25 protein-coding genes and 1 pseudogene are annotated in these 25,548 nt (G+C 34.9%); 11 read left to right on the top strand and 15 right to left on the bottom strand.

The features are described from left to right. Positions 1-474 precede the first annotated feature (474 nt). The 5 genes and pseudogenes from F6K23_RS10390 to F6K23_RS10370 all read right to left on the bottom strand — a co-directional run bounded on the left by F6K23_RS10390 (position 475) and on the right by F6K23_RS10370 (position 4,073). A complete protein-coding gene (locus tag F6K23_RS10390) occupies positions 475-1,935 on the bottom strand; it encodes a hypothetical protein (protein ID WP_293154366.1) in 1,461 nt (486 codons plus the stop codon). Between the two features lie 356 nt (positions 1,936-2,291). Continuing rightward, positions 2,292-2,816 (bottom strand): annotated as a pseudogene (locus F6K23_RS10385) (hypothetical protein); the annotation flags it as partial. An 18-nt stretch (positions 2,817-2,834) separates the two neighbouring features. After that, on the bottom strand, positions 2,835-3,125 hold the full coding sequence (locus F6K23_RS10380; protein WP_293154363.1) for a hypothetical protein: 291 nt from the start codon (positions 3,123-3,125) through the stop codon (positions 2,835-2,837). Between the two features lie 328 nt (positions 3,126-3,453). Next, on the bottom strand, positions 3,454-3,759 hold the full coding sequence (locus F6K23_RS10375) for a hypothetical protein (RefSeq protein WP_293154360.1): 306 nt from the start codon (positions 3,757-3,759) through the stop codon (positions 3,454-3,456). 8 nt (positions 3,760-3,767) lie between these two features. Next, the gene (locus F6K23_RS10370; RefSeq protein ID WP_124143783.1) at positions 3,768-4,073 is read right to left on the bottom strand and encodes a response regulator transcription factor; all 306 of its coding nucleotides are present in this window, start codon (positions 4,071-4,073) and stop codon (positions 3,768-3,770) included. Positions 4,074-4,320: 247 nt separating this feature from the next. Between F6K23_RS10370 and F6K23_RS10365 the strand changes: the two genes are divergently transcribed. The 5 genes from F6K23_RS10365 (at position 4,321) to F6K23_RS10345 (ending at position 7,682) form a co-directional block, all read left to right on the top strand. Then, positions 4,321-5,298, top strand: a complete 978-nt coding sequence (locus F6K23_RS10365) for a carbohydrate kinase (RefSeq protein WP_293154357.1) — start codon at positions 4,321-4,323, stop codon at positions 5,296-5,298. 494 nt (positions 5,299-5,792) lie between these two features. Then, positions 5,793-6,161 (top strand): transposase, encoded by a 369-nt coding sequence (locus F6K23_RS10360; protein ID WP_293154354.1) that lies wholly within the window; start codon positions 5,793-5,795, stop codon positions 6,159-6,161. A 46-nt stretch (positions 6,162-6,207) separates the two neighbouring features. After that, positions 6,208-6,549, top strand: coding sequence for a transposase (locus tag F6K23_RS10355; RefSeq protein WP_293154351.1), 342 nt, complete (start codon positions 6,208-6,210; stop codon positions 6,547-6,549). Between the two features lie 54 nt (positions 6,550-6,603). Continuing rightward, positions 6,604-7,035 carry a transposase gene (locus tag F6K23_RS10350; RefSeq protein ID WP_293154508.1) on the top strand — a complete coding sequence of 144 codons (432 nt, stop codon included), beginning with the start codon at positions 6,604-6,606 and terminating at the stop codon, positions 7,033-7,035. Between the two features lie 125 nt (positions 7,036-7,160). After that, positions 7,161-7,682, top strand: a complete 522-nt coding sequence (locus F6K23_RS10345) for a hypothetical protein (RefSeq protein WP_293154348.1) — start codon at positions 7,161-7,163, stop codon at positions 7,680-7,682. A gap of 568 nt (positions 7,683-8,250) precedes the next feature. Here F6K23_RS10345 and F6K23_RS10340 read toward each other — a convergent pair. Then, on the bottom strand, positions 8,251-8,736 hold the full coding sequence (locus F6K23_RS10340) for a gluconokinase (protein WP_293154345.1): 486 nt from the start codon (positions 8,734-8,736) through the stop codon (positions 8,251-8,253). Between the two features lie 33 nt (positions 8,737-8,769). On the opposite strand from F6K23_RS10340, the gene F6K23_RS10335 reads away from it, so the two are divergent. Then, the gene (locus tag F6K23_RS10335) at positions 8,770-9,252 is read left to right on the top strand and encodes a CYTH domain-containing protein (RefSeq protein WP_293154343.1); all 483 of its coding nucleotides are present in this window, start codon (positions 8,770-8,772) and stop codon (positions 9,250-9,252) included. A 597-nt stretch (positions 9,253-9,849) separates the two neighbouring features. Then, complete coding sequence (locus F6K23_RS10330) at positions 9,850-9,972, top strand: hypothetical protein (protein WP_293121536.1); 123 nt, start codon at positions 9,850-9,852, stop codon at positions 9,970-9,972. Between the two features lie 70 nt (positions 9,973-10,042). On the opposite strand, the gene F6K23_RS10325 is transcribed toward F6K23_RS10330, so the two are convergent. The 4 genes from F6K23_RS10325 to F6K23_RS10310 form a co-directional block, all read right to left on the bottom strand. Beyond that, the gene (locus tag F6K23_RS10325; protein ID WP_293154341.1) at positions 10,043-10,195 is read right to left on the bottom strand and encodes a hypothetical protein; all 153 of its coding nucleotides are present in this window, start codon (positions 10,193-10,195) and stop codon (positions 10,043-10,045) included. Between the two features lie 189 nt (positions 10,196-10,384). After that, the gene (locus F6K23_RS10320; protein WP_293126421.1) at positions 10,385-10,537 is read right to left on the bottom strand and encodes a hypothetical protein; all 153 of its coding nucleotides are present in this window, start codon (positions 10,535-10,537) and stop codon (positions 10,385-10,387) included. Positions 10,538-10,647: 110 nt separating this feature from the next. Further along, a complete protein-coding gene (locus F6K23_RS10315) occupies positions 10,648-10,794 on the bottom strand; it encodes a hypothetical protein (RefSeq protein ID WP_293154338.1) in 147 nt (48 codons plus the stop codon). A gap of 680 nt (positions 10,795-11,474) precedes the next feature. Continuing rightward, positions 11,475-12,794, bottom strand: coding sequence for an aconitase/3-isopropylmalate dehydratase large subunit family protein (locus F6K23_RS10310; RefSeq protein WP_367267675.1), 1,320 nt, complete (start codon positions 12,792-12,794; stop codon positions 11,475-11,477). Positions 12,795-15,003: 2,209 nt separating this feature from the next. On the opposite strand from F6K23_RS10310, the gene F6K23_RS10305 reads away from it, so the two are divergent. After that, positions 15,004-15,414 carry a nuclease A inhibitor family protein gene (locus F6K23_RS10305; RefSeq protein ID WP_293154332.1) on the top strand — a complete coding sequence of 137 codons (411 nt, stop codon included), beginning with the start codon at positions 15,004-15,006 and terminating at the stop codon, positions 15,412-15,414. 909 nt (positions 15,415-16,323) lie between these two features. On the opposite strand, the gene F6K23_RS10300 is transcribed toward F6K23_RS10305, so the two are convergent. Beyond that, complete coding sequence (locus tag F6K23_RS10300) at positions 16,324-17,133, bottom strand: DNA/RNA non-specific endonuclease (protein ID WP_293154329.1); 810 nt, start codon at positions 17,131-17,133, stop codon at positions 16,324-16,326. Positions 17,134-18,249: 1,116 nt separating this feature from the next. Further along, positions 18,250-18,411 (bottom strand): YheC/YheD family protein, encoded by a 162-nt coding sequence (locus F6K23_RS41695; RefSeq protein ID WP_367267674.1) that lies wholly within the window; start codon positions 18,409-18,411, stop codon positions 18,250-18,252. A gap of 284 nt (positions 18,412-18,695) precedes the next feature. Between F6K23_RS41695 and F6K23_RS10295 the strand changes: the two genes are divergently transcribed. From F6K23_RS10295 to F6K23_RS10285, 3 genes are all read left to right on the top strand, one after another. Continuing rightward, positions 18,696-20,090, top strand: a complete 1,395-nt coding sequence (locus tag F6K23_RS10295) for a hypothetical protein (protein WP_293154326.1) — start codon at positions 18,696-18,698, stop codon at positions 20,088-20,090. A gap of 111 nt (positions 20,091-20,201) precedes the next feature. Beyond that, on the top strand, positions 20,202-22,952 hold the full coding sequence (locus F6K23_RS10290; protein ID WP_293154323.1) for an ATP-binding protein: 2,751 nt from the start codon (positions 20,202-20,204) through the stop codon (positions 22,950-22,952). 536 nt (positions 22,953-23,488) lie between these two features. Continuing rightward, on the top strand, positions 23,489-24,130 hold the full coding sequence (locus F6K23_RS10285; protein WP_293154320.1) for a hypothetical protein: 642 nt from the start codon (positions 23,489-23,491) through the stop codon (positions 24,128-24,130). A gap of 183 nt (positions 24,131-24,313) precedes the next feature. On the opposite strand, the gene F6K23_RS10280 is transcribed toward F6K23_RS10285, so the two are convergent. The 3 genes from F6K23_RS10280 to F6K23_RS10270 all read right to left on the bottom strand — a co-directional run bounded on the left by F6K23_RS10280 (position 24,314) and on the right by F6K23_RS10270 (position 25,502). Next, positions 24,314-24,643, bottom strand: coding sequence for a DUF5615 family PIN-like protein (locus tag F6K23_RS10280; protein WP_293154317.1), 330 nt, complete (start codon positions 24,641-24,643; stop codon positions 24,314-24,316). A 119-nt stretch (positions 24,644-24,762) separates the two neighbouring features. Further along, entirely contained in the window at positions 24,763-24,921 is a 159-nt protein-coding gene (locus F6K23_RS10275) for a DUF433 domain-containing protein (protein WP_293154505.1), read from the bottom strand. 239 nt (positions 24,922-25,160) lie between these two features. Beyond that, on the bottom strand, positions 25,161-25,502 hold the full coding sequence (locus tag F6K23_RS10270; RefSeq protein WP_293154314.1) for a transposase: 342 nt from the start codon (positions 25,500-25,502) through the stop codon (positions 25,161-25,163). Positions 25,503-25,548: the final 46 nt, after the last annotated feature.

Raw genomic sequence — 25,548 nt, 5'->3', positions numbered from 1 at the left:
CTCCCCTTTTAAGCTATCCATTACCCACATCTTTCTTAATATAAAACTTGACAAAATAGACAAGTCATGAATGAGTCTTGGTTAGGCTTTTTCGGGAGAAAAAATGTACTTTTTCATACATTTTTTTGACAAATTCAGTAGTTTTACTTGGCTACTATGATTTTTTCTCCTTTCTCCCCTGCTCCCCACAAAGGTTTCAAGACTTATGGGTAAGAGATAGCCTTTTAAGGGGATAAAAAAAGGTAATATTCCTGATGTCAAGCCTCTTTATTGCAGATGTACTGATAATTGATAACTGAAATGACCCACATCTGTCTTAACATAAAGCTTGACAAAAGAGAGAAGTTATGTAGTAACTATAGAAATCTATTTAATTAGAGGCTTTTCCATTTGCTTTAGCTAGAGGTACTGAAGTCCGCAGTTATAACCTTATGAGGCTAACTGATAACTGATAACTGATAACTGAAATGACATCTACTTATTTGCTAATCTATCTATAATATGTGTCAGCCGATAAATTTCATTTTTAGTTTCTTTCATTTGACTAATATATTCCTGTAAATTTGTGGCAATGACGCTTAAATGGGAATTATTTAGATTGGCTTGATTACTCATACCTTTCCCTATTTGGTCTCCTAAAGATTTAATGCTCTGACTAATACCATCTGTAGAATTATTCAAGGCATTTGCTAAAGTTTTTAGTTGAATTTGTACTTCATCTAAATTATCTGCTTTAGATACTACTCTTCTTTGTAAAGTATCCAGAGTTCCCACTGCTAATTGAAAACCTTGTGATGCTTCTTGTAATTGTCGAATCATCTCAGCTAAAGATTTTTGATTACTTTGATGAGATTCTAATAGTCTTAATGAAGTTTGATTATTACTGGTAATTTGTTCTCCAAATTTGGCTAGTCTCTTACTATATCCCTGTAGTTCAATTACTACTATTTCTATTGCTTGAACAGCAGTAGCTAGAGTCGAAGTTGATTGAGAAAAATTACTTTGAATATTGGCTAATTGTGCTGTAGAATTAGCTAACTTTTGCGGAAATTGACTATGTTCAAATATCTGTGCTACTTCTAGAAACTTATCAGAAGCTATCTGAAAATCTTTAGAACTTTTTGCCACTGTAGCAGCAGCTTCTCCTAATCGCACAAAAGTCTGTTCTGCTAATTTACTGGTAGTAGTATTAGCATTATGAATTTCTTGAATTTTATCTTGCAGAGCTGACTCTACTCCTACTCTGACTGTTTGACCAAATCTTGTTAAAAATCCTTCAAAAGAATAAGCAACAGCTTTTACTACTTTATCAAGCTGAGTTTGACCTTCTATTGTTTGTAAGTAAATGTTATCTAAATAGTCTTCTATTGAACTGATTAATCTAGTTTTAGCAAGGCTAGTATTAAAAATAAAATTAACTGATGTAACTACTGCACTAAATAATATTGCTACTAAGCTGCTCGTAAAGGCAATTCCCATGCCTTGTAATGGTACTTGTAATTCCCTGAGCAAACTACTAACATCAGTAGCATTAGTATCACTAACTGTTTGACTTAAAGAAGTCAAGTTAATGGTAATGCCAATAAAAGTACCTAATAATCCAAAAGACACAAGTAGATTAGGTAAAATTCGACATAAATATTCTATTTGTTCATAAGATATTAATTTAAATAATCTTTGTCTACTATAAACTTGGTCTATTAATGCTCCTGTATTAACTTGCTCTAGTTTGCTACTTGCATCTGTAAATCTGTCCTCTAAATATTCGATAAATCTTGGCTTATTTACTGACTGCTGATTAATTAGTCTTCTAACTTTATTTCCTTGATTTACTAAGTCAAAATGAAGTAAAATTCTTAATAATATAGCAACTACAGATGGTACAATTACTAAAACAATTACTAGAGGGATTAAATAAGATGGTATTGGTGGCATAGCAACATCTCTGATGTTTCAATAGTTAATTAATTCAGAATTATAATAATTCTGCTTATCTCTCGATATCAGTCAATTCTAAACAAAGCTAGTGTAGGAGCAATATAGTATTCAATAATTACTAATAGATAAATAGAGCAGGCAAAAAAAAGACGTTGCATTTTTAATCAAAAAACTCCTAAAAGCAATTAATATAAACTTTTGAGCTAATTTACAATTTGATACATAGCGCCCAAAAATTACTATGTTCTACTTAATGAATAATTTGTAAAAGTATTACTTGCAATTGCTTAAATTAAGACAACCATTTTGACAAATCTCGGTCTATTAGTTTTTGTAATTTTATGATATCAGGTTTATACATCTCGAATATGACTTTTCTCATTTCTGAGGGTAGAGGAGGCCGAGATAAATTTCGACTTACTTAGATTTGTCCACAATGCTCTTCTTTTTTCACGGTTAGGAAATAAAGTTCTCATAATTGGACGTAAAGCTTTTCTAAGGAAATTATCTTTATAAATAAAATTATAAATAGTCTGATTTTTTGGGATTCCTGAAGAAGCATCTTTGGCTCCAACAACAGGTACAAAGGTACTGTCTACATTTAAGAATGTAAATATATCCTTGACAACCTTTAGAGGATCTGAGGTAAAATCTTCAAATAAGAAAAGTTTAATATTTTGACGGTCAAATATATCAAAATATTTTTTTAGGTAATAGTAGTACAACCCTTTTTCAAAATATTGCTCGGGATATCCTTGCTTTTGGTCAGCTTCTATTGCTTTTAACAAAGATTTTTCACCTTCGTGTTTATTGTTTCTTTGATTAAATAAATAATGATAATAGACACGAGACACAGGAACGCGTAATAAAGCAATTAATTTAACATCAGGTAATCTTTATTTAATTCTAATAGGAGCTTGTTCATTAGCTATGTAAGATACAGAAGCTTCTCCAATAGCTTTCTCTTGTGCTTTTCTAAACCAATACTTGTACCAATCTATAGTATAAAATGTAGTCTTTCCTTTTTGATCAGTTATAATGCTACCTTCATCATACAAGAAAAAATTAGGTTCTTTCTTTTTACTAATAAAAATATCTGGATGCTGAACAAGATAGTTACAAAGCGAAGTAAAGCCTGATTTACTAGAGCCAAAAATAATAAAATTAGGTAATTTAGATTTAGACATAATAACTAATTTACTACAAATAATTACTACATACTAACATATAGCGTTTCTCAAGTTACTAAGATACAGTTGTTTTTCTATTCCCTACTCCCTACTCCCTACTCCCTACTCCCTACTCCCTAAAACAAAGGAATTTTGTACCTCACGCTTCTTGGGAATTGCTATAGCTCTTTTTGTTATTGTTGAAAATAGAGTTTATTAGTAAAAATTAAGACTTTTGTTTGATCTTCTAGAGTAACTTTAATGCCAGATATTAGAACAATAATTACTAAAAAAATTGAGAGAGGGGACAGTCATTAGTCCCTGAGATTTGATATTTGAGCAATGACTAATCTCCCTCACCATTACCTGCAATTTGATTGGCTTCCCAAGGCCCGAATTTAGATTGATAATAGGCCAATATTTGGTCTACTTTTTGACGGACACCATCTTCAGCATCTTCTGTATACTCTAAGCACAGACTTCCTATTTGGCTTTTTTCATAGTCAAATTGTTCTGAGGCAGGAAGAAAAAATAAGTCCACTTTTACTTTGCCGACTTGACGCAAATGAGCTGCTACTTCTCGATATACTGCTAGTGGTAATCCTTGACAGCTAATTTGATAACGTTGTTGTTTTTGTTTCGCAGTCTGCATCTTAATATTTACCTTCCCAATAGATCGCCCTCTAAGCTATGATTTACCAATTGTTCCGTTGTATCTGGTAAATTACAACAGTTGATACTATCCAAACATACTTTGCCCCACTGCAAAGCCCAACGAACCAGTTCTACTCGATTATGGGTTGAAGTTTTACTCAGAATATTACTGATATGATTATCTACCGTTCGCTTGCTAATTTCTAGCTTCTCGGCGATTTTTTCATTAGTCAACCCATCTGCCACTAGCTCCACAACTTGAAGTTCCCTTTCTGAAAGGGATATTTTGGTTTGAGACTCGCAACCAGTCATAACTTTTGCCTATATATGTATATCTGCCTAATTATAATTTTAGAGACATCTTGACAAAATTCACCTTAATGACAATCTATAAGTGGGAAAAGTATAAAAAAGCTGAGGGAGGATAAAATTAGTTAATTATGTTTTAAAAAAAAATAAAAAATTATTGATTTTAAATATACCTTAGATTTTAATCACCACTAAAATATTCCTAATTTCCCTACCTAACCTATATATAACTTGAGATACTCTAATTAATATGACCCATCTTCATGTTCTTTGTCTCGGTGAAATTTTATTTGATTGTTTGGCCGATCGACCCGGAATACCTCTAAATCAAGTTCAGTCTTGGACAATCTACCCTGGTGGTGCCCTTGCCAATGTTGCTTGTGGTTTAGTCAAACTAGGGACTCCTACTGCTTTAATTAGTGCAGTAGGTCAAGATACAGAAGGCAAAACACTGGTACAACTTTTGCAAGAAGTGGGAGTAGACACTACAGGTATCCAGCAAAATTCTGATGCACCAACACGGAAGGTCTATGTATTACACTCTACAACAGGGGAACGTGAATTTGTTGGTTTTGGCGATCGCCAGACAACAGAATTTGCTGATACCCATTTACAAGCTGAACTTTTGCCAGAATCTTTATTTTTGCATGGTGATTTTTTAATTTTAGGAACCCTTGGACTAGCTTATCCTGAAACTAGGCAAGCAATTTACCAAGCTCTTGAATTGGCTGACCAATACCATCTTAAAATCATGGTAGATGTCAACTGGCGTCCTTTATTTTGGCCGAATCCAGATGAAGCTAAAGAGCTTATATACTCTTTACTAAAAAGAGTGGATTTTGTCAAACTCTCTATAGAAGAAGCTGAGTGGTTATTTGAATCTACCGAACCTGCGGCAATTACTTACCAATTAAATTCGGTAGAAGGCACATTAATAACTGCTGGCGATCTAGGTTGTGCTTACTACTTGTCAGAAAATGAAGGGAAAGTACCAGCTTTTTCAATAGATGTGATGGATACTACTGGTGCTGGTGATAGCTTTGTCGCAGGTTTTGTACATCAGTTGCGCCAATATGGTATTCGTCAACTACAGCAACCAGAGGTAGCAAAAAAAATTGTTACTTATGCTAGTGCGGTGGGTGCTTTAAGCGCTACTAAGAAAGGAGCAATGTCTGCTCAACCTACTGTAGATGAAGTTGAGGCATTTTTAAGTAACTATTTGGGGTAAATACAAAAAGTAGAAACTTGTGTGACATACTCCCACACTATACCGTCAGGTTAGTGTGGGCTTCTCGTTTCACAGTCCCGGTATCCCGTCGGACTCGACGAGCTTTAAGAACGAGATGCCCCACCGCTCTTTTTGCACATAAAAAACTGCTCACCTAGTTCCGGAATAAGATTTTACGTTTTCCCACAGTTTACTAGGAATTTGGGCTAACAACCCCATATCCTATTAAATTTTCATGGTTCATTACTGGCGGCGATGAGCTGCAGACCAGCATAGTTCGATGATAACATAAAAATTTGTAAATTAATGGGACATCGAGTCCCATTAATTTACCGCCGATTCATCTGGTCGCCAAATCACAGATTATGGCGTGAGGCTCAAGAGCGATTTAGCTAAAGTTTATCAAACTGACTCATAACTATAGCTATCAAACTAAAATGAGTAAGTTTATTCAGTTGTCTATCCATTGAGTCACTATCAGCTACAATAAAGGTATGAAGCTAGTTGAACGTCATGTTATTACCAAATCACATGATTTGTGGTCAGAAATTGACCACAAGGCTTTTTTGTCAAAAAATCTGTTCAATTTAGCCAATTACCATTATCGCCAACATTTCTTTTCCTATCAAAAGAAATTAAATTTTACTGAACTTTATCACAAGGTATCTAAAAGCGACGATTATCAAGCTTTAACTACCAAAGTCAGTAAGCAAATAATCAGAAAATTAGACTCAGCTTGGAATAGTTATTTTGCAGCTTTAAAAGTATGGCAAAAACAGCTAAATAAATTTTTAGGGAAACCAAAAATTCCCAAATATAAACATAAAACATGCATGCAGAAATCTTCTGCCCTATCCAGATGAATCAATTTACAAAAAAACCTTAAAAAAAGGAATTTGTCATCTGTCGATGAGTGAAATAAAAATCCCCACTTCACAGACAGAAATAATAGAAGCTAGAATAATACCCAAAAGTAGCTTTTACATAATAGAAATAGTCTATGAAAAACAGGAGGAAATAACAAATAATCAACAAGTAGCAGGAGTAGATTTAGGAGTAAATAATTTAATAGCTGTAACTACAAATCAAACAAGAAATTCACCTCTATTGATTAAAGGCAGACCATTAAAAGCAATTAACACCTTTTATAATAAACAACGCTCTTGTTTACAATCTCAATTAAAAACAAACCACAATAAAACTAATTATCATCGGTTAAAAAAATTAACTCACATTCATGTCGGCTCTTAGCCGAAACGAAATTTTCGAGTAGAAAACTATCTCCATACAGCAAGCAAAAGAGTAATAGATTGGTGTGTAAACCATGAAATAGGAATCTTAATTATTGGGCATAATCAGAATTGGAAACAAGAGATAAAATTAGGGAAAAAGAACAATCAACAATTTGTTAATATCCCTCACTATAGGTTAATAGAGATGTTAAGATATAAAGCCCAACTAAGAGGAATAAAAGTAATAATTACAGAAGAATCCTATACATCTCAATCAAGCTGTTTAGATGGGGATGATTTACCAAAATATGGAGAGAAAAAACCGAAATTTAGTGGAAAAAGAGTAACAAGAGGGTTATATAAAACCAGAGAAAATAAATTATTAAATGCAGATGTAAATGGGTCATTTAATATAATTAAAAAAGTAATTCCTGATGTCTTAGACCAAGGAATAAAGGGTTTGCCGTTTAACCCTGTAGTGGTCGAGCCACTTGCGTTCAACTAAACTTTCAGATTTTTGAGTAAGTTTAGTTGAGCGGTAACAAAGATAGATAATTAAAGACGACTTCGGTAGAAGTTATTGGTCTTTATAAAGCTCGTTGTCAACTAAGTAATCACAGTTTAAAAATAATGGGACTTTTCGATCAAATTGTTGGTGCTATTAATAACCCTAATCAAGAAGCTAGTACGAATCAATTGAGCAGTATTCTTGGTACAGTGCAGCAACTAAGTGGCAATTTCGGAGGAAATTCTGGTGCAACTCAAGTTGCTATGTCAATTTTAGGTGGTCATGTACGTTCAGCTTTACAGCAGAAGCGAGAAGAGTCTGGTAATGGAGCAGTTCAAGCAATTGTTAATCAGTTTGCAGGTACAAACCCTAACCCCCAAGCTGTGGCATCTCTATTTTCAGCTAATCAAATAACTGAAATTGTTCAGAGTATATCTGAAAAAACAGGTTTTGACCTCTCACAAATCCAGAATTTATTGCCTACTTTAGTGCCACTAATTCTGAATTTATTGAAGACTGGTAATGACACTCAAAATCCTAATCAGGCATCTAATAATGTTTTAAATAGCTTTTTGGATGCTGATGGAGATGGGGATGTTGATATTTCAGATATGATGGGAATGGCAAGTCGTTTTTTGAAGTAAAGGAAAAGTTTTAGGTTTTAGGTGATTTGAAGAAGGCAGAAGGCAGAAGGCAAAATTGCATGGGAATTAAAACCCCAAACAATTTTAAGCACTCCTGTTGATGGTGAGGTATTAAACCCGTGAAAGAAAAGATAATATTACTACTTTGACTGGACTATTCAAGGCAGGAATTATACCAAACTCATTTCAAAACTGCATAGAATAATATCTCGATCAGGGTTGACTGTAGATCGAGATAGACTTGTTAATTAATTTCATAATTCTATGCCACTTCACATAAAATTGGTATAACACCCAACACCTACGACCTAAAACCTCATTCTGTGCAGCCTTAGATAAAATTGGTATTATAAATTAAAGGTTAGGGATAAATGAGTGGCAAAAAGACTTTAAAGCTTTTCCATTAGGGAGAAGAAAAGTAAATATTTGAAGGGAGAATTATTACGCAAATATTCAAACAATTTTGCTCTCTAAATACCTTTTTTTAGATGGTTTTCTATATATTTGAATTCCATATTCTCTATCTCCTGCCCTTCTCCCAGTTGATTACCTATAATAAAGAAAATTTCTACAAACTATTCCTAATAGAATTGATAATATCTTCGGGAGATTTTACAGCATTTATATCTATTATTATTGCTTCTTCTGGTTCTTCCAAATCGTTAAATTGACTTCTTAACATTTCAACTTTCATAAAATGATTTTCTCGTTCCTTTAGTCTTTGGGCTAACAAATCAAAAGACCCTTTTAAGTAGACAAGTTTAATATTTTGTGAGTCTTTTATCAGTAGATGACGATAAGCTTTTTTCAGAGCAGAACAGGCTAATATAATATTTTTATTATTCTCTAACCATTGCTCAATCGCGTTTCTCATTTCTACTAACCAAGGAATTCGGTCTGCATCATTTAAAGGATTACCACTACTCATTTTTTCAATATTAGCTTGGGAGTGAAAAGAATCGGCATCATAAAATTCATAATCTAGAGATTTTGCTAATAATTTTCCAATAGTAGATTTACCAGAACCAGAAACTCCCATTATGATAATAATCATTGTATTAATTCTCAAAAGTTCTTAAATATTAAAATGGCAATAGAAATAGAACGTAAGTTTTTAGTGAAAGGCAACGGGTGGCGTAATCAAGCTATTGGACAAGTTTATCGTCAAGGTTATATGTCTACAGAAGATGGCATAACATTAAGGGCAAGAATTGCAGGGGACCAAGGCTATTTAACTATTAAAGGACCTTCTGTGGGTAATTCACGGTCAGAATATGAGTATCCTATTCCAGTTGAAGATGCTCAAGAGATGTTGAATACTTTGTGTAGTTCACCTTTAATTGAAAAGGTTAGATATAAGGTTTCTCATGGTAATTTTATTTGGGAAGTTGATGAGTTTGCTGGAGATAATCAAGGTTTAATTGTGGCTGAAGTTGAGCTTGATAATGAAAATCAAGAAGTTGAATTGCCAGATTGGATAGGAGAAGAAGTATCTCACGATAAGAGATATACTAATTCTAATTTATCGAAAAATCCTTGGAAAAATTGGTCTTCAATAATTAATAATTAGGGTTTGCTTATGGAAGTCTTTTAGTAGAGGCAGGAGACAGGAGACAGGAGACAGGAGACAGGAGAAATGGGAATTTACAGGAGGTAGGAGCTAAGTTTTGTCCCTCAATTTTTCTGTGCCTGATTTGCCTAAAATGCTAACTTTTTGAACGTTTTAGACCAAAATAAGCGCACCCCTTGGGAATCTCAGAAGGATAAAATCTTTATCTGTCAATGCTTTGATAGTTAATCAGCAAACTCTAATTATGATGATTTATGACGCGAGCAAGATGCTCTAATTGTCAAACATCAACTTGGCAGTTGCTATATATTATTTTCTTTAGGTAGAGATCAGGGCAAACGCATCTTATTTTGAAGTTCTTATATCATGTCCGGTAGCATCGGTATTATATAGAGCAAGGTAAGGAAGAAGGAAGAAGGAAGAAGGAAAAACCTTATATGGCGCTAGATATTTCCCCAACTTTATACACAAACGATACCAACGGACATGATATTACAGGGTAAAGATGCCAGACTTTTGAATATTTATACTTATTACTCTTCTAAAGCTTAACGGCAGAAGTTTCCAGAATTTATATCATGTCCGGTAGCATCGGTATTGTATAGAGAAGGTAAGGAAGAAGGAAGAAGGAAGAAGGAAGAAGCTTTAAGAGAAGGAAAAACCTTATATGGCGCTAGATATTTCCCCAACTTTATACACAAACGATACCAACGGACATGATATTAGATGCGTTTGCCCTGAGGTAGAGACTACTAAGTTGGTATTTTTTTCAACTATAGCGCCTGGGTTATTAGATTTTAGATAGATTTTCTGTGTAGCGATCGCTCTGATGTAGATGGTAGATTGATGATTTTTCAACTATAGCGCCTGGGTTATTAGATTGTAGATAAGTTTTCTGTGTAGCGATCGCTCTGATGTAGATGGTAGATTGATGATTTTTCAACTATAGCGCCTGGGTTATTAGATTTTAGATAAGTTTTCTGTGTAGCGATCGCTCTAGTATGAATGGTAGATTAATGATTTTTTCAACTATAGCGCCTGGGTTATTAGATTTTAGATAGATTTTCTGTGTAGCGATCACTCTAGTATGAATGGTAGATTAATGATTTTTTCAACTATAGCGCCTGGGTTATTAGATTTTAGATAGATTTTCTGTGTAGCGATCGCTCTGATGTAGATGGTAGATTGATGATTTTTCAACTATAGCGCCTGGGTTATTAGATTTTAGATAGATTTTCTGTGTAGCGATCGCTCTGATGTAGATGGTAGATTGATGATTTTTCAACTATAGCGCCTGGGTTATTAGATTTTAGATAGATTTTCTGTGTAGCGATCGCTCTAGTATGAATGGTAGATTAATGATTTTTTCAACTATAGCGCCTGGGTTATTAGATTTTAGATAGGTTTTTTTGTGGCGATCGCTCTGATGTAAATGGTAAATGGTAGATTGATGATTTTTTTAACTATAGCGCCTGGGTTATTAGATTTTAGATAGGTTTTTTTGTGGCGATCGCTCTGATGTATAGCAATGTGCGCTGGCATATTTACAAATTACAACAACTGTCCAATAGCTAAAAGTCTTATGCTATCAGTTTTTTATTCCCCCAGATGAGCTGTTGCCAGATGAGCTGTTGCCTGCGCACAGCGCTATAGATGGTAGATTGATGATTTTTTCAACTATAGTGTCTGGGTTATGAGATTTTAGATAGGTTTTAAAGTGTCACTTCAGTTATCAGTTATCAGTTATCAGTACCTCCTGTAATAGAGAGGCAAGAAAATTGTGATATTAGCAATATAAATTAGTCGGGAGTCAAAATTAATTAATGCTGTATTTGTTAAATTTCCACTATCACTAATCGAATATCAATCAATATCAGATTGACTGGATATTTTTCAACAATTTATTTATCCATTCCTACATACAAAATTAAATTCTGACTCCTGACTCCTAAATGCTTTATTGATCAACTCGCAAGAAGTTTACATAGGGCTTGCTGATTAATTATAAAACCATTGATAGGTAAAGGTTTTTGCCTTCTTTAGTCCCCCAAAAGTACCCTTGTTTTAGTCTAAAACCCTCAAAAAGTTAGCATAAAAGGCAAACCTTCGGACAGAAAAATTGAGGAGCAATTCTTACTCCTACCTCCTCGCTCCCGACTCATTTCTCCCGACTCATTTCTCCTGTCTCCTAACCCTACCAAAAAGCTTTATGAGCGCAAACCCTACATAAATTCTCGTGGGTCGGTAACATATCCAGTCAGTGCTGAAGCTGCTGCTGTATAGGGAGAAGCTAAATAAACTTGTGCCTGTTTATTACCCATTCGACCAGGGAAATTACGATTAGTTGTAGACACACAAATTTCTGGTTCATTTAATCGCCCAAATGTATCTTTTGGTCCGCCTAAACAAGCAGCACAAGAAGGAGCAGCAGGTTCAATACAACCAGCATCTAAAAATATTTCTGAGAGGGTTTTTCCATCATGTTTTAAGTTAAATAAATCCTCATAAACTTTCTGGGTTGCTGGTACTAAATAGGTGGGAACTTTCACTTGATGACCTTTAATAAGTTTAGCTGCATGAAGAAAGTCAGAAGTTTTTCCACCTGTACAAGAACCAATATAAACTCGGTCAATTTTGACATCCTGACAATTACGAGCAAGTTCCTTATTATCTGGAGAATGAGGTTTCGCTACTACAGGTTCTAGTTTTGTCACATCGTAGGAGCGATCGCTATAAAATGTGGCATTTTCATCTGTCTGAAATGATTCAAATGTTTTATCTGTTCGACCTTGCAAATATTTAAAAGTAGTTTCATCCGCAGCGATAACTCCATTTTTACCACCTGCTTCAATGACCATATTGCAAAGGGTCATTCGTTCTTCCATTGTCATCTGTTTCACCGTCTCTCCAGCAAATTCCATTGTTCTATAAGTAGCGCCGGAAACAGAAATATCTCCAATAATTTGCAAGATTAAGTCTTTTGCTAATAAATAGTCCGGCATTTCCCCATTTAAGACAAACCGCATAGTTGCTGGCACTTTTACCAAAAGTTTGCCAGTACCTAAAATAAAAGCAGCGTCGGTATTGCCGATACCTGTGGCAAATTGTCCAAAAGCACCTGCATTACAAGTATGGGAGTCTGTGCCAAATAAAACTTCCCCTGGACGGGTGTGCCCTTCTTGGGCGAGAGCAACATGGCAAACTCCTTTGTAGTCTGGGTTAGCTTTGAAATTTGAGCGATCGATAATGTCGTAAAAGTATTTGATGTTTTGTTCTTGGGCAAAGTCTCGCAGAATATCTACGTTGCGGTTAGCTCGTTTGTCGGCGGTGAAAATATAGTGGTCTGGGATAAGAACGATTTTTTCCCGGTCCCAAACTTGGGCTTTTTCGCCAAATTCTTTTTTAAAGATGCCAATAGTGCCAGGACCACACACATCATGGGTCATTAGAACATCTACGTTAATCCAAATATTTTCTCCTGGGGTAACGGTAGATTTTCCTGATGCTTTGGCCAGGATTTTTTCAACCATAGTCATTGCCATAAGTGTTTCCTCTACTGGTGATAATTTAATTAGTTTACAAATGTATTTTAGACAACCTAATATTGCTTCGGGCAAGTCATTTCAGTTATCAGTTATCAGTTATCAGCACCTCATGCAATAGGGAAGCTACGAAAATACTGAAGTTGATTTTCTCTTGGTCGATTGGATATGGTTAGGACACCCATCCATCCCACCCTCCGGGAAGCTCCGAAGATCGACCGCTTTTTCATCCCCTTAAAAGGGGAGACTATGACCTTACTTTTTGGTCAAGGGTGAGGAGGTAATTCTGAGAGTGCCTCAAAATGTTAGAAACACTCTAGAAAGTAAGCAAAAAATCAAAAATTAAAAGTTACAACATTCTACTCTTGACTTCTGATTTTAAAATTGCTTTATTTTTGTGATTTTGAAAGCTAAAGGTGATACAAAAACAATAACAATCAAATAAGTTATTTTAGCGATCGCTTAATCATCAAAATATATTAAAGGGTAGTTTTTGGGAGTTAATATAATTATTTTCAAAACATATAGCAATTCCCAAAAAGCGTTTCTGTACAAAATTCCTTGGTTTTAGGGAGTAGTAATTCTGGTTCTGTAGGAATTGATAAATGAAGATCGGCAAATGTACCTTATTACCTTGAGAAACGCTTCAATACTTTTGACTGTCAGATGTGTGTCTTACATTCTGAGGAAACCTCAGAATTACACACTCGCTTTTAAATGCATGACTTTTAACTTCCCGGTAGTGCCACTAGAACGAGCAATATTTGAAAAAAATTTACCGAAAAATTGTGGGTATGCGCCTCCCCTTGGATAGGGGATAATAAGCGGTCGTTTGCGCAGCATGACCTAGGATGGGATGGGGAGGTCTCCTCGCCATATCCAATCGACTCCTGTGAAGAAAAATTTTCATGAATTTGTCAATCCTCTCCTTGAAAAGAAGAGGTAATTATTCATTATTCATTATTCATTATTCATTGTTGAAGGGTAGATTTATTAATAATAAGCACCATTAAAAGGGCGTTGCTGAGTAGTAATGATTTTTAGATTAAGTATCAACGCAAAATATAAGTTTTTCTATTTTAGTTGAATAAAAAGTCATGTTTATAGGCGAAAGAAGCCCAATAATTACATACTACTATGATTTTTTTGGGAATGCAAAGGGAAAATCCTTGCCGTTTTTTGGTGCTTCACAAGATGATATATTGCATTTGTGAAGATAGCGTTGGCGGAGCAAGTGCGTTAGCTACATCGCTTCTGCATGAGTCAATGTATGGATGTGTTGATGGGATGAAAATTTTTCGGTGTCGCCACTTCTTTATTATTGAAGTGCTTCACCGGATGATAGTTTTCTCTGCTTTGATGGTGTGAGTATGCCTTCTATATGTATTTAGTAACGATATGCTGTTTTGGAGTTGAATAAAAAGTCATGTGTAGATACGAGCAGCACCCAATGATTACATACTACTATGATTTGTCTTGAGTGTGTCTTTCATTCCGAGGAGACCTCGGAATTACACACTCGCTTTTTGAGGATGCAAGGGGAAAATCCTTGCCGTTTTTTTGGTGCTTCACAGGATGATAATTTTCTGGATTTGTGAAGATAGCGTTGGCGGAGCAAGTGCGTTAGCTACATCGCTTCTGCATGAGTCAATGTATGGATGTGTTGATGGGGTGAAAATTTTTCGGTGTCGCTACTTCTTGTCATTTCTTTATTATTGAAGTGCTTCACCGGATGATAGTTTTCTCTGCTTTGATTGCGTGAGTATGTCTTCTATATGTATTCAGTCACGATATGCTGTTTTGGGGTTGAATAAAAAGTCATGTGTAGGTACGAGTAACACCCAATAATTACATAGTATCATAATTTTTTTGAGGATGCAAGGGGAAATACCTTGCCGTTTTTTTGGAGCTTCACAGGATGATAATTTTCTGGATTTGTGAATATTGCGTTGGCAGAGCAACTATGGTAGCTACATCGCTTCTAGATGAGTAAATATATGGCGTTGCATAGAGTGGGGGATGAATTTTAGGCTCTCGAACACGGGAAGTATAAAAAACACGCGCATGGGATGTACCTTCTCCCAAAAGTTTCATCCCGCCCCTCAGCAACGCCTATTATTGATGTGTTGGCCTATGGGGAGGTAAACAAGGATTAGATATTTCACCTCAATAGTCTATAAATGTATTAGTAATTTGAGCATTAATTACAATGGCTTTAACTAATTTAGAAATTTTTGAGCAATTAGATGAACTGGTAAAAGGTTTGCTATGGATGAGTGAATCTGATTATCCTTTTGAAGCTTTTATTTGGGAATTTGGAGAGAGAATTTCATTAAATAATGAAATTGTTTTGAAAATTACTAAACATTCTCTAGAGACTACAGTTAAAGTAATAGAATTTGAAGTTTTTTTTAGATTGGTAATTACAGCAAAAGATTGGCATAACGCACAAAAGTCTGAAGTGGTAAGGAAATATCAAAAACTTGTCAGTATCATGAAGCAATATTTGAGTGATTTAAAGGTTTATAAGGTGGGTGAGGTTAGAAAAGATGTTTATATAGTTGGTAAGACAAATACAGGAGATTATGCAGGTGTAGCTACAGTTTCTATTGAAACTTGAATTTAGGAAAAAATGATTAGAGATAGGTAGTTTCTAGGAGAATAAGAAAGAAGGAAGAGGGAAGAAGGAAGAAGGCTTAAAAGCCTGAAAAAACTTCAATTTATTCTAGATATTCACACTTGGGTTTACACGAACTATTACCTTCAGAGATGATATTATCTGTGATAGTCTGAGAAAGTACATCTAAAACTTAACCCAAACTTTTTTTGATGTACATTACCTATTTAGGGTTTGCTGAAAAAGTCTTTTTGTTGGGGAAGGAGACAGGAGACAGGAGACAGGAGACAGGAGAAATGGGAATGTAGAGGAGGTAGTCGGAAAAATTGTCCCAAGATTGTTCTGCCATAATCGCCCCAAAATACTAGCATGCATGAGCTTGAGCGACCGAAAAGCTTGCACTTTTTCAAGGCAAAAAAAGGCAGCAAACCAATATCAGTCAATGCTTTGATATTTAATCAGCAAGCCCTATTTAAAATGTCTACATATAAGATTTTAATAATTTTTTAGTATGGGAAAGTTAATTTCAAATTAGGCAATTTTTTTCTACAGATAAATTTTTTGGCAACAGAAAAAAATAATAATCTACAGCACAGGAAAGAGTTGATTAAAACGTAGACTAATGATGCTCAATAGACAGGGAAATATTTTTACTACTGTTGCCTATTTTCTTTTGTCTTATCTAGTTTAACAACTTATCTGGAAACTATATATATACTCGAAAATTTTGGTCGTGGTAAACAAGTAATAGTAGTGGTAAACAAGTAATAACTTTACAGCTTACCTCCTAAGCATCAAGAGGATTTACTAATCAATATCCTGAGATATTTAGGACTACCAAAATTTTTAATTTACAACCTAAAACCTACTAGCTTATTCAAGTCAATTTTGAACCTATTAATTTTAACTTATCTACTGCTTATCAACTCTACTTTCAATTACATCTTGAATTTCTTGAGGAACTTTTGAAAGAAAATCATAACCAGTCTCAGTTTCAATTTTATCCACTGAAACTCGGTAAGCTTTCCAGTCACTTCTAATCCGATTTGAATTAGGCATATCCACTGTAATTACTCTGGTATTTTTATCAACTCCCCTCAAACCAGAACCAGGTTTTACCACTACTATAATTTTCCATGTACGACTAGGAATAGTTACTTTACCTTTGGCAAGAGTTGCTTTTTTTCTGTATCCTCCAGCGATAATATAAAGTTCATTTCCTTGTTTTACAAGTTCGCGAGAATATTGTTCTAATTCCCGCCAAGTTTCACGGTTATTATCTGGACTCTGAGGAATTATATTTGTCATTAAAAATGTGGCTGAATTATCTTCTTCATTAGCTGTACGGTCTGCTGAAGGAATTAAATGTCCTCGGTCATAACCACTATTTCGATAATCACTAGGTCTGACCTGATACCAGTCTTCAGGTAAACTATCATCAGGGCGAAAATCATCCTGTCTTTCTACATTTCCTAACCAAGATTTATTCAGTTGCCAACTTACCCAATTTGCTGTTCCTTTATCCCGGTTATATGACAATACATATTGAGGTTTTTCTATTAAATAATTATCTGTATTTTCAATAGAAGCTGTGGCATTACTTGGGTTTCCTAGAGTTATATGAACTTTCGGAGAAGGTTTTAACAATAGAGAACATCCACTGGCAAGTGTAAGTACAAGTATTATGATTAAAGTAGTAAGTTTTTTTGGTAAAATTAGCATTTGTTTGGTCGATCTATAATTTTTTTTTCTGAAATATAGAATGGAAATATTAATTTGAGTTTTTAGATATTCTAGACTTTTAATGAATAGAGAATATGAGGATAGAAAAAACCGCAGCAATCAAATTATCGTGAATTATTTCGGATTATCATAGTCTTCTTAAAAGTAACAATCTCACTCATTTCAAGCTTAAATTGCTATTGTCTAATTAAAATTGGAAGTAATGAATATAGAAAAAGCAATAGCTAAGAAGCAAGCAGACAAATCTATCAAAAAATAACTGACACTTCTGTTTAGATAATCAGAGCAGTATCTCAATTCAAATATTATCTTAATATGGCAAGGATTAGGAGGAAAAGAAAACAATTCATAATTTTGTTAATCTGATACCAAATTCACGCAAAGCTAGTTATGGCAGTCGAAGCAAAGGAGAGGACAGATCAAAAGCTTAAAACTCAGACAAAGCAAGATTTTTTCTTTTTCCTTCTTCCTTCTTTTTTCTGCTATATATCAAGTCTCATTAATTAGTCATAATCAAAATGTTCTTCTTTTGAGAGAGAATATTTTTTCGGTGCGGAATGCTGTGCAAACAAGTTTCCCCTTGTTCCCTACTCCCTGCTCCCTACTTTTTACTCCTGTGTTCCAGTGCTCACTCTTCCATGAATGTAGCAATATTTTATGAAATTGGTATTAGGTAGTGGTGCATTGTAATTTTTTCGGTAACGGTATAGCAAGCATTTCAGCCACCATTCACCATTACTATACAGGACTACCAATATCTTCAGTGGGCAAAAGTAATAGTATCTTGATTCGGAAGTATCAATTTAGGAGAAACTAAGGTTTGTTGCAAATCTCAAAACTTAAGAGTAAATTTTTGAGTGGGGCTAAAAATTACGGCGTTGGTGATTTGAGGTATGATATCATGTCCTCATAAGAGTTCGATAGAACTCCGTGACCTTTACGCAACCAAAAAACTTTTTCCTTCTACTTCTGTTTCTTCTTCTTTCTTCCCTCCTCACTTCTGACTCCTGAGGACTGACTCCTAAGTAATTAAAATTAATATCATACACGCGCTTCACCAACACCAAAATTACTAAACTATTATTTGGAGTAATGTTATTGGGAGAATATTAATAGCAGTGTTTTCCTGTACCATTCTATTACTAATTCTTCTCCGCAGTCTCTAACTAAATAATAAAACCCTGGTGCAGAGTTCGCTTCAATTAACCAGAGTTTATTATTTGTATCTAGAGCTATATCTAATCCCGTATATCTCAATTCACAATTTTGAAATATGGGTTTACAGAAACATTGTATTTGTTCTAAAAAATCTATATCTAACCCACATTCCGCACTTCAATTTGAATTACAACATACCACAAAAAAACTTGTCTATTTAATTAAGTAGAATTACTTATGGTATTTAGTGACTTCAAGTGAGATCATAAAGCTGATGATCCCATGANTTAAAGGTCCCGCGTGGAATTTTGATCAAAAGCGTGGTAGAGAAATTTTCTACCACATTGGGAGATACCCCCTCAGTAAGTTAATCTTGCTGTGCATTGTTAACAATTGTTAGCAAAATAGTATCGGCTTCACTGATTGATAAAGAAATTTTTAAACGAACTTTAGATACCCATCCCAATAAAGAGGAGCTAGAGCAAATTTTTCAAGAATATCCCTTCTTTATACATCGTTGTGAATTTGCGTGTCGTGTCAACAAAGAAGAATATTTCCGAGATGTTGATTGTTATGCTGAGAATAACAATTGTGTCCATGCAAAGTATGAGAAGATACAAAATAAGTTTATATTTGATCCACAAGTTAATCATCAAATAATCAAAGAAATACTTAATCAACCGATGAAAGAATTGGGGAACAAAAGTTGGGAATCTGCTTTCAGAGATAGCTTGAAGGAAGTAAGCCAAAAATTAGGTTCTCTAGGAGTTACACCAAGTAAAATTCTGCTCACAGGTGGTGCATCTAGAATGAATTTTATTCCTGAAATATGCAATCATATTTTTCCCAATTCTTACATAAAAGATAACGAGCCTGAATTAGCTATTGCTAGAGGATTAGCTCGTTGGGGACGTATTGATATCAATACAAGAAACTTTAAGGATGAGGCCGATAAAATTCTCAAGCGTGATTTAAAGGGTATTGTAGAGGGCAATATTGAAACTCTAATTAATAATCAGGCACAAAAATTAGCAAATGGGGCTGTTAATCATGGACTAAAGCCTCAATTAATTCAGTGGCGTGACGGTAAAATTTCAACACCTGAAAATCTTGAATCTAAAGTCAAGCAAGAATCTGAACATTGGTTGACAGGAACTGAAGCAAGCAAAGTAATCAACTCAGAATTGAGTGATTGGTTACAAACTGTTAACAAAAAGGTAGAAGAAAAACTTTCTCCTCTCTATGATGAATATGGTTTGAGCAAAGCTGGTCTGGGAATGACAAAATTTGAGCTAACGCCCCAGATTGAAGGGATCTCAAACGCAATTTTTACCAAGGATGCAATTATTTATATCGATACTTATACTATTAAAGAAGGAGCTGCTGCTGGTGCTGTTGTAGGTGGACTTGGAGGAGCTGCTGTTGGAGCTGGAGGAGCTGCTGCTTATGCCTTATTTGCTGCGGAAGCGGTAGCTTTAGGACCTGTTGGTTGGGCTGCTTTAGGAGTTGGTGCTGTAGGTTTAGGAATTGGCGCATTATTAGGTACTGAAGAAAAAACTAGAACAGAGACTCGGGAGAAAAGGGACTTATCAGACAAGGAGATAAAAGAAACAGTACAAAGACAGAAAGATGAATTATGTCAAGTCATCCAGAATGAATTTAGCAGAGATCCAAATTTGAAACAAAACCTGATCGACCAGATGAGTCAAGTCTTAAAGGATGCAGTACAAACAAAAATAGATAAAGCTAGACTGCTAATTGCTAGTGATGACGGCTAGACAACATTCAATCTGAAACAGAAATCTCCAGAAATTAACTCTTAGCCTAGAAATTCACAGGTTTAAGATTAATTTTTGGAGATGTCTAATAATTAAAGGAAATAAAATCAAATGGCAAATAATAAACTGTCTCCTGCTCAACTAGAATTAGCCGTAGCAAATGCTATGTCACTGTCCTTGCTCTACACTTTAGGACGGCAATATTTAGATGTTCCAATAGAAAAAGGTAAGTACATTCGACCAACCGCACCTGTAACTCGAACATTTGAAGAATTAGAGGATGTAGAGTTTTTGCGATTAGAGCAAGTAGGTAGCTCTAATGTTTCCTTATCAGACGATCCACTAATAGCTTTGCAAACTGCACTAGCTTCTTGTCATCTTCCTAAACATTGCACCTTGATTTTTATTGTTGGTAGTGACGGAAGCAAAAATCATATCTATTTGGGTATTCGTCATCACGATCCCACTGACTATCAAACCAAAGATTTTGTCAAGAATCTGGGAAATTTCTTGGAAGGAAATTGGTCAGGTACAAGACTTGTTCCGTGTTATCCAGGAGATCGAGAGTTCCAAACTCATGTCTTGAAGCCTTTAAAAAATAAACTACACTATGTTAAGGCTTTAACAGGAATTCCGTCACTCAAACCAGGAGAAAAACCCGGCTATCCTCAAAGCTTAGATCGTTTAATTTCTGGATTACAGGGTTCTCCATTTATGTATATGGTTGTAGCGGAACCAATGGAGCAGGGGGAAGTAAATGGAATTATTTATCATCTCCGGGAACTGATGGGAAAGGTGCATTCTCTGACTAAAATTACTTTCAATGAAACCTTTACTGAGACCATCTCAAATGCGATAGGACAAACTGAAACTTGGGGTGAATCAATTAGTCATGGCATTAACAAAAGTGAAACTAAAACTAATCAAAATACTAAAAATGTTTTGATGGGAATTGTTCTTGGTTCCTTAGCAATAGGACCATTTTTTCCTCCTGCTGCTTTATTGATGAGTTCTTTAGCAAAAGGTGGTTTATTACTAGAAGCACTGGTTGGTTTAGTATCGACAAGTTCCCTACTTTTAGAAGATTTTTTTCCACCAAGCCAAACAACATCAGGAACAAGTATGTCGTTAACTGAAAGCATTAGTAAAGCTTTTTCTCAAACGACTACCGAAGGTCAAAGTATAGCACAAGCTTTTGGCCGAGAGTATATTAATGCTCATGCTAAAGCAGCAGAAACACTACTTGAAAGATATCTTAATCGGTTTGAGCAATCTCTTACTTTAGGTTCTTGGAATGTAGGTGTCTACTTGCTAGCTGAAGAGCCAAATGTGACACAGCAAGGTGCTATCCAACTTAAAGCTTTACTCAGTGGGGAACAGAGTTTTTTTGAACCAATACGAATTCACGATTTGCGGGGTAAAGGAGAGCAGTGGGGATATTCTGTGCGTGATGCTTTACAGGAATTTTATCAACCTAATTTGACACTGGCTATTCCCAAGAATCAAACTCCTCTCAAGCATCCTCTTGGCAATGCTTTCAACAGTCTAACTACCCCACTTAATATCGAAGAATTAGCACTACTCGTTAACCTTCCCATGCGTGAAATACCTGGTGTACAAGTAATGCCTAGTGCTGATTTTAGCCTCAACCCTCCCAAAGTTAGTGCAGATGATATTATTTTGGGGCGTTTGTTAGAGGGAGGTCAACCAACTACCCTAAATTACGCTATTTCTCAAAAGACCTTGGCAAAGCATGGCTTAGTTACCGGAATTACAGGAACAGGAAAAACCACCACCTGTAAGAAACTTTTGCAGGAACTATCTCAAAAAGACATTCCTTTTTTAGTCATCGAACCAGCAAAGCAAGAATATGTAGAATGGGCACTGGAATTAAACAAATCTTTGCCTCCAGAAAAGCGCATTACCATTTATATGCCTGGTGTTAAAACTTGGCGCGGTCATCCACTACAAAACAAACTTGTTCTCAACCCCTTTGATATTATCTGGCTTCAAGGTGCTACACCACAAATATTACCTCACATCGACCGTCTCAAATCTATTTTAAATGCAACTTTCCCCATGCAGGAAGTTTTACCTATTATTCTGGAGGAACTTTTGTTTGATGCTTACGATAACTATAAATGGTTAGATGATGAGTTGCCACCTCCCGATACATCTCGACCAACCTTTACTCAACTAAGGAATAGAGTTGGGGATGTTGTCAAAAATTTGGGATATGAAGAAAAAATCACAGCAAATTTAACTGCTGCTTTGACTGCTCGTATACAGAGTATTCGTAGAGGATGGAAAAAAGAGCTATTTGACCGAACTCCCTCTACAAAATGGCAAGATATCTTTGACCGTCCAGTTGTTATTAACCTTTCTTATCTAGGAGACGATGCAGACAAAGCCTTTACTATGGCAGTGCTGTTAAATTTTATTTATGAATATCGTCAAGCTCAATATGAATTAAAAGCTCAACAACAACCTCTACAACATCTCACAGTAATCGAAGAAGCTCATCGGATTTTGCTCAATGTTAACTCTAATTCCTTAGAACAAGCAAATCCTCAAGGTAAAGTAGCTGAAATGTTTGCTAATATTCTCTCAGAAATTCGTGCCTATGGTGAAGGATTATTAATTGTAGATCAAGTTCCATCCCGACTTATTCCTGATGCTATTAAAAATACCAATCTGAAAATTGTTCATCGCTTAGTTGCTGCTGATGACCGAGAAGCAATGAGTGCTGCAATGGCATTAACACCAGAACAGACTACCATTATTAATCGTTTGCGACCAGGACAATCAATTATTTATGGAGAACAAGATGATATGGCAGCTTGGGTAAAAATTTTGAGTTGAGTAGAGATATAATCCGGCTGAAAAATCGTCATTGCGACGATAGGAATTCAATAATGGATAATTGATAATTGATAATTAATAATTACTTCTCCCTAAAAGGAAGAGGATTGAATAAAAGGAAAATTTTTTCTTTTTCTCCTTTAAAGGAGAGGCTTTAAACCTTAATCATTCGGTAATCTTTTCAACCCTTGAGATTGCTTCCTTCCACGGAGTGACCGTCGCAATGACTTGGGTGTAGTAATTATCCGGATTTGATATGACTTGTGAAATTTGGTAAAGTAGTTGTTATTAAGACGGTTAGCGTTTGATGTTGAAAGAAGGACGAAGAAATGTCTCTAGTGCGGGCATCTTGCCCGCGATGGGTATACCTCACCAAGTGGAATCTGTTTTAATAAAAAACTGGCACTCTGTAGGTTGGGTTTCCGTATGTCAACCCAACAAAGACAAATAAATTGTTGGGTTAAGCTACAGCGCAACCCAACCTACGATTTACTATCATAATTTTTTTCAATCTAAAAACAATAGGAGAAAATATAATGACTTATTCTCAGGAAACCGAAGGCACAAATTTAGAAACAAATTCAACAGAATTATCGGAACTTAACCAATCTGTTGAAGAAACTATTGAGCGGGTTGGTTCCACAGAAATTAGTAAGTTTGAAATTTGTGAATTAGTGACAAATAAAGAAGTTGGTGAATATCTCAAAACTTTACCACCTACTCATCTAGAAAATATTCGTAATATTCAGTATGAACCTGAACCAAAATCAGAAGTTTCAGAAGCAAAGCCTAAATTTTCAACAGAAATAAAAGCCACCATTAAGTTAAAACTACCTGTAATGGAAGGATGGGTAGCAGCAAAAATTTCTCCAGAAGAAGCTAAAGAAAATTTCTGGGAAAATCTTACTTATGAAGTTGGTTTAAAAGTCTATTGTGATATTGGTCTAGTCAAATTAGAGTTACAGAATAAATGGTCAGAGATACATCACAAAAGTGTGGAGGAATACATTAAAAATGGATTAGGTTTACTTTCTCAAAAGGGTCAAGACATAGTTGTAGATTTTGCTGAAACTTATGCTGCATATATACTAGACCCGGAGAAACTTCTAAGTTACAGTTTGGATAAATACGAATTTATGAAGCAAGAAATATTTTATGGTCGCGAATATAATTCTTGATATTTTACTGTCAATGAAGATTTATACATAAACAAATTATCGAAAATGTAGCAAGGAATTATTTTTAAAACTTATATAGGTATCTATAAAGAAAAAAAATTGAGCAATAAAATGGGTATTCTCAAGGATACTAGATAATTCCTACAGAGACATCTCCAAAAAAACTCAACTCTTTACCCATTCTTACCCATTCAATTCTTTAATAGAAATAATGTCACCTTTATTAACACTATCTAAAGCTTGATTTACTTCTATCATTAAAGGTTTTAATGTAGCTAAACGGTTATCTTTGGCAATTAAAATGATAATGATTAAGTCAATTTGTCGGAGATTTTGTTGCGATATTAAATTTTGGTCTACTGTAATAAAAACATCAAAACTTTCTGATGCTAATTTTAACAATTCTCCATTTTTTATTCCTGCCAAACCTTGTTCCGGAACTGTTATTAGTTGATGATTTATGATTTCTTTTTTGAGCTTTTTAGGTAAGCATCCATCGAGTAATATCTTCATAAGTTTGTTTCAATAATGTTTCTTGAGCTAATTTTACAGAGGTTTTCATTTGGGTAGACCACAGTAGGGACGTTCCATGGAACGTCCCTACAAGGTATTATTTGTGAAGATGTGGTTCATCAACTTGAAAAGCGCTGTAATAGAGAAATTGCTTGTTCTTGAGTCACTGTAGGAAAATCATCAAGAAAGTCTGCTATAGTTTCTCCTGCACTTAAATAATCAATAAGAGTTTTGATAGGAACGCGAGTATTTTTAAAGACTGGTGTACCTGATAATATTTATGGAGATATTTCTATTAAATTATTGTTCATAGTTTTTGCTCTTTTGTGTTTTGATTTTTGTAATCCTTAATCTCTTGAAAATAATCTTCAATCAACAAAATGAATCTCCTCTATAGATTCTTTTGTTTGTTGTAAATGTGCCAACATTTGAGATTCCCCAATCCATTACCCGTAGAGACGTTGCATGCAACGTCTCTACGGATTGGGAATAAAACGTCCGTAAGGGTTGAAGGAATTTACATTAATAAACCTACTACATTGTTTCGATCATTTTTCCATTTGATAGGGTTATTAATAATATATTTTCTTATATTTTCTAGAGATTTATCGTCACGAATAATCTTTTCATAAAATCTTTTTTGCCAACCAAAGGATGAATAGTTATTTGAGTTACACCAATTAGTAACGGCAGATTTGTACGACCGAATAATTGCACTCAAACTGCCTGCTTTGGGAGATATTTCTGACATTATTCTGGAAATATCATATTCTGTAGAGATGTTACATTTAACTTCTCTACTTTTAGGTTCTTTTGTACTACTGTCAATAATTATAATTCCATGTAGATGATTTGGCATAATTATATTATGTTCGGTAGAACAGTTATAATTAGGCTCGTAGTTG

This window comes from Okeania sp. SIO2C9 (assembly GCF_010672455.1).
GTDB lineage: Bacteria > Cyanobacteriota > Cyanobacteriia > Cyanobacteriales > Microcoleaceae > Okeania.
The sequence above is the reverse complement of the archived record's forward strand: the minus strand, read 5'-3'. Positions and strand labels throughout refer to the sequence as shown.

What these genes read in the sequence shown, in the direction of transcription:
- F6K23_RS10370 (WP_124143783.1), bottom strand. Translation starts at nt 4,073, where the DNA reads ATGACTGGTTGCGAGTCTCAAACCAAAATATCCCTTTCAGAAAGGGAA.
- F6K23_RS10345 (WP_293154348.1), top strand. Translation starts at nt 7,161, where the DNA reads ATGGGACTTTTCGATCAAATTGTTGGTGCTATTAATAACCCTAATCAA.
- F6K23_RS10315 (WP_293154338.1), bottom strand. Translation starts at nt 10,794, where the DNA reads ATGCCAGCGCACATTGCTATACATCAGAGCGATCGCCACAAAAAAACC.
- F6K23_RS10360 (WP_293154354.1), top strand. Translation starts at nt 5,793, where the DNA reads ATGAAGCTAGTTGAACGTCATGTTATTACCAAATCACATGATTTGTGG.
- F6K23_RS10305 (WP_293154332.1), top strand. Translation starts at nt 15,004, where the DNA reads ATGGCTTTAACTAATTTAGAAATTTTTGAGCAATTAGATGAACTGGTA.
- F6K23_RS10290 (WP_293154323.1), top strand. Translation starts at nt 20,202, where the DNA reads ATGGCAAATAATAAACTGTCTCCTGCTCAACTAGAATTAGCCGTAGCA.
- F6K23_RS10270 (WP_293154314.1), bottom strand. Translation starts at nt 25,502, where the DNA reads ATGCCAAATCATCTACATGGAATTATAATTATTGACAGTAGTACAAAA.
- F6K23_RS10340 (WP_293154345.1), bottom strand. Translation starts at nt 8,736, where the DNA reads ATGATTATTATCATAATGGGAGTTTCTGGTTCTGGTAAATCTACTATT.
- F6K23_RS10365 (WP_293154357.1), top strand. Translation starts at nt 4,321, where the DNA reads ATGACCCATCTTCATGTTCTTTGTCTCGGTGAAATTTTATTTGATTGT.
- F6K23_RS10310 (WP_367267675.1), bottom strand. Translation starts at nt 12,794, where the DNA reads ATGGCAATGACTATGGTTGAAAAAATCCTGGCCAAAGCATCAGGAAAA.
- F6K23_RS10375 (WP_293154360.1), bottom strand. Translation starts at nt 3,759, where the DNA reads ATGCAGACTGCGAAACAAAAACAACAACGTTATCAAATTAGCTGTCAA.
- F6K23_RS10285 (WP_293154320.1), top strand. Translation starts at nt 23,489, where the DNA reads ATGACTTATTCTCAGGAAACCGAAGGCACAAATTTAGAAACAAATTCA.
- F6K23_RS10380 (WP_293154363.1), bottom strand. Translation starts at nt 3,125, where the DNA reads ATGTCTAAATCTAAATTACCTAATTTTATTATTTTTGGCTCTAGTAAA.
- F6K23_RS10335 (WP_293154343.1), top strand. Translation starts at nt 8,770, where the DNA reads ATGGCAATAGAAATAGAACGTAAGTTTTTAGTGAAAGGCAACGGGTGG.
- F6K23_RS10390 (WP_293154366.1), bottom strand. Translation starts at nt 1,935, where the DNA reads ATGCCACCAATACCATCTTATTTAATCCCTCTAGTAATTGTTTTAGTA.
- F6K23_RS10280 (WP_293154317.1), bottom strand. Translation starts at nt 24,643, where the DNA reads ATGAAGATATTACTCGATGGATGCTTACCTAAAAAGCTCAAAAAAGAA.
- F6K23_RS10300 (WP_293154329.1), bottom strand. Translation starts at nt 17,133, where the DNA reads ATGCTAATTTTACCAAAAAAACTTACTACTTTAATCATAATACTTGTA.
- F6K23_RS10355 (WP_293154351.1), top strand. Translation starts at nt 6,208, where the DNA reads ATGAGTGAAATAAAAATCCCCACTTCACAGACAGAAATAATAGAAGCT.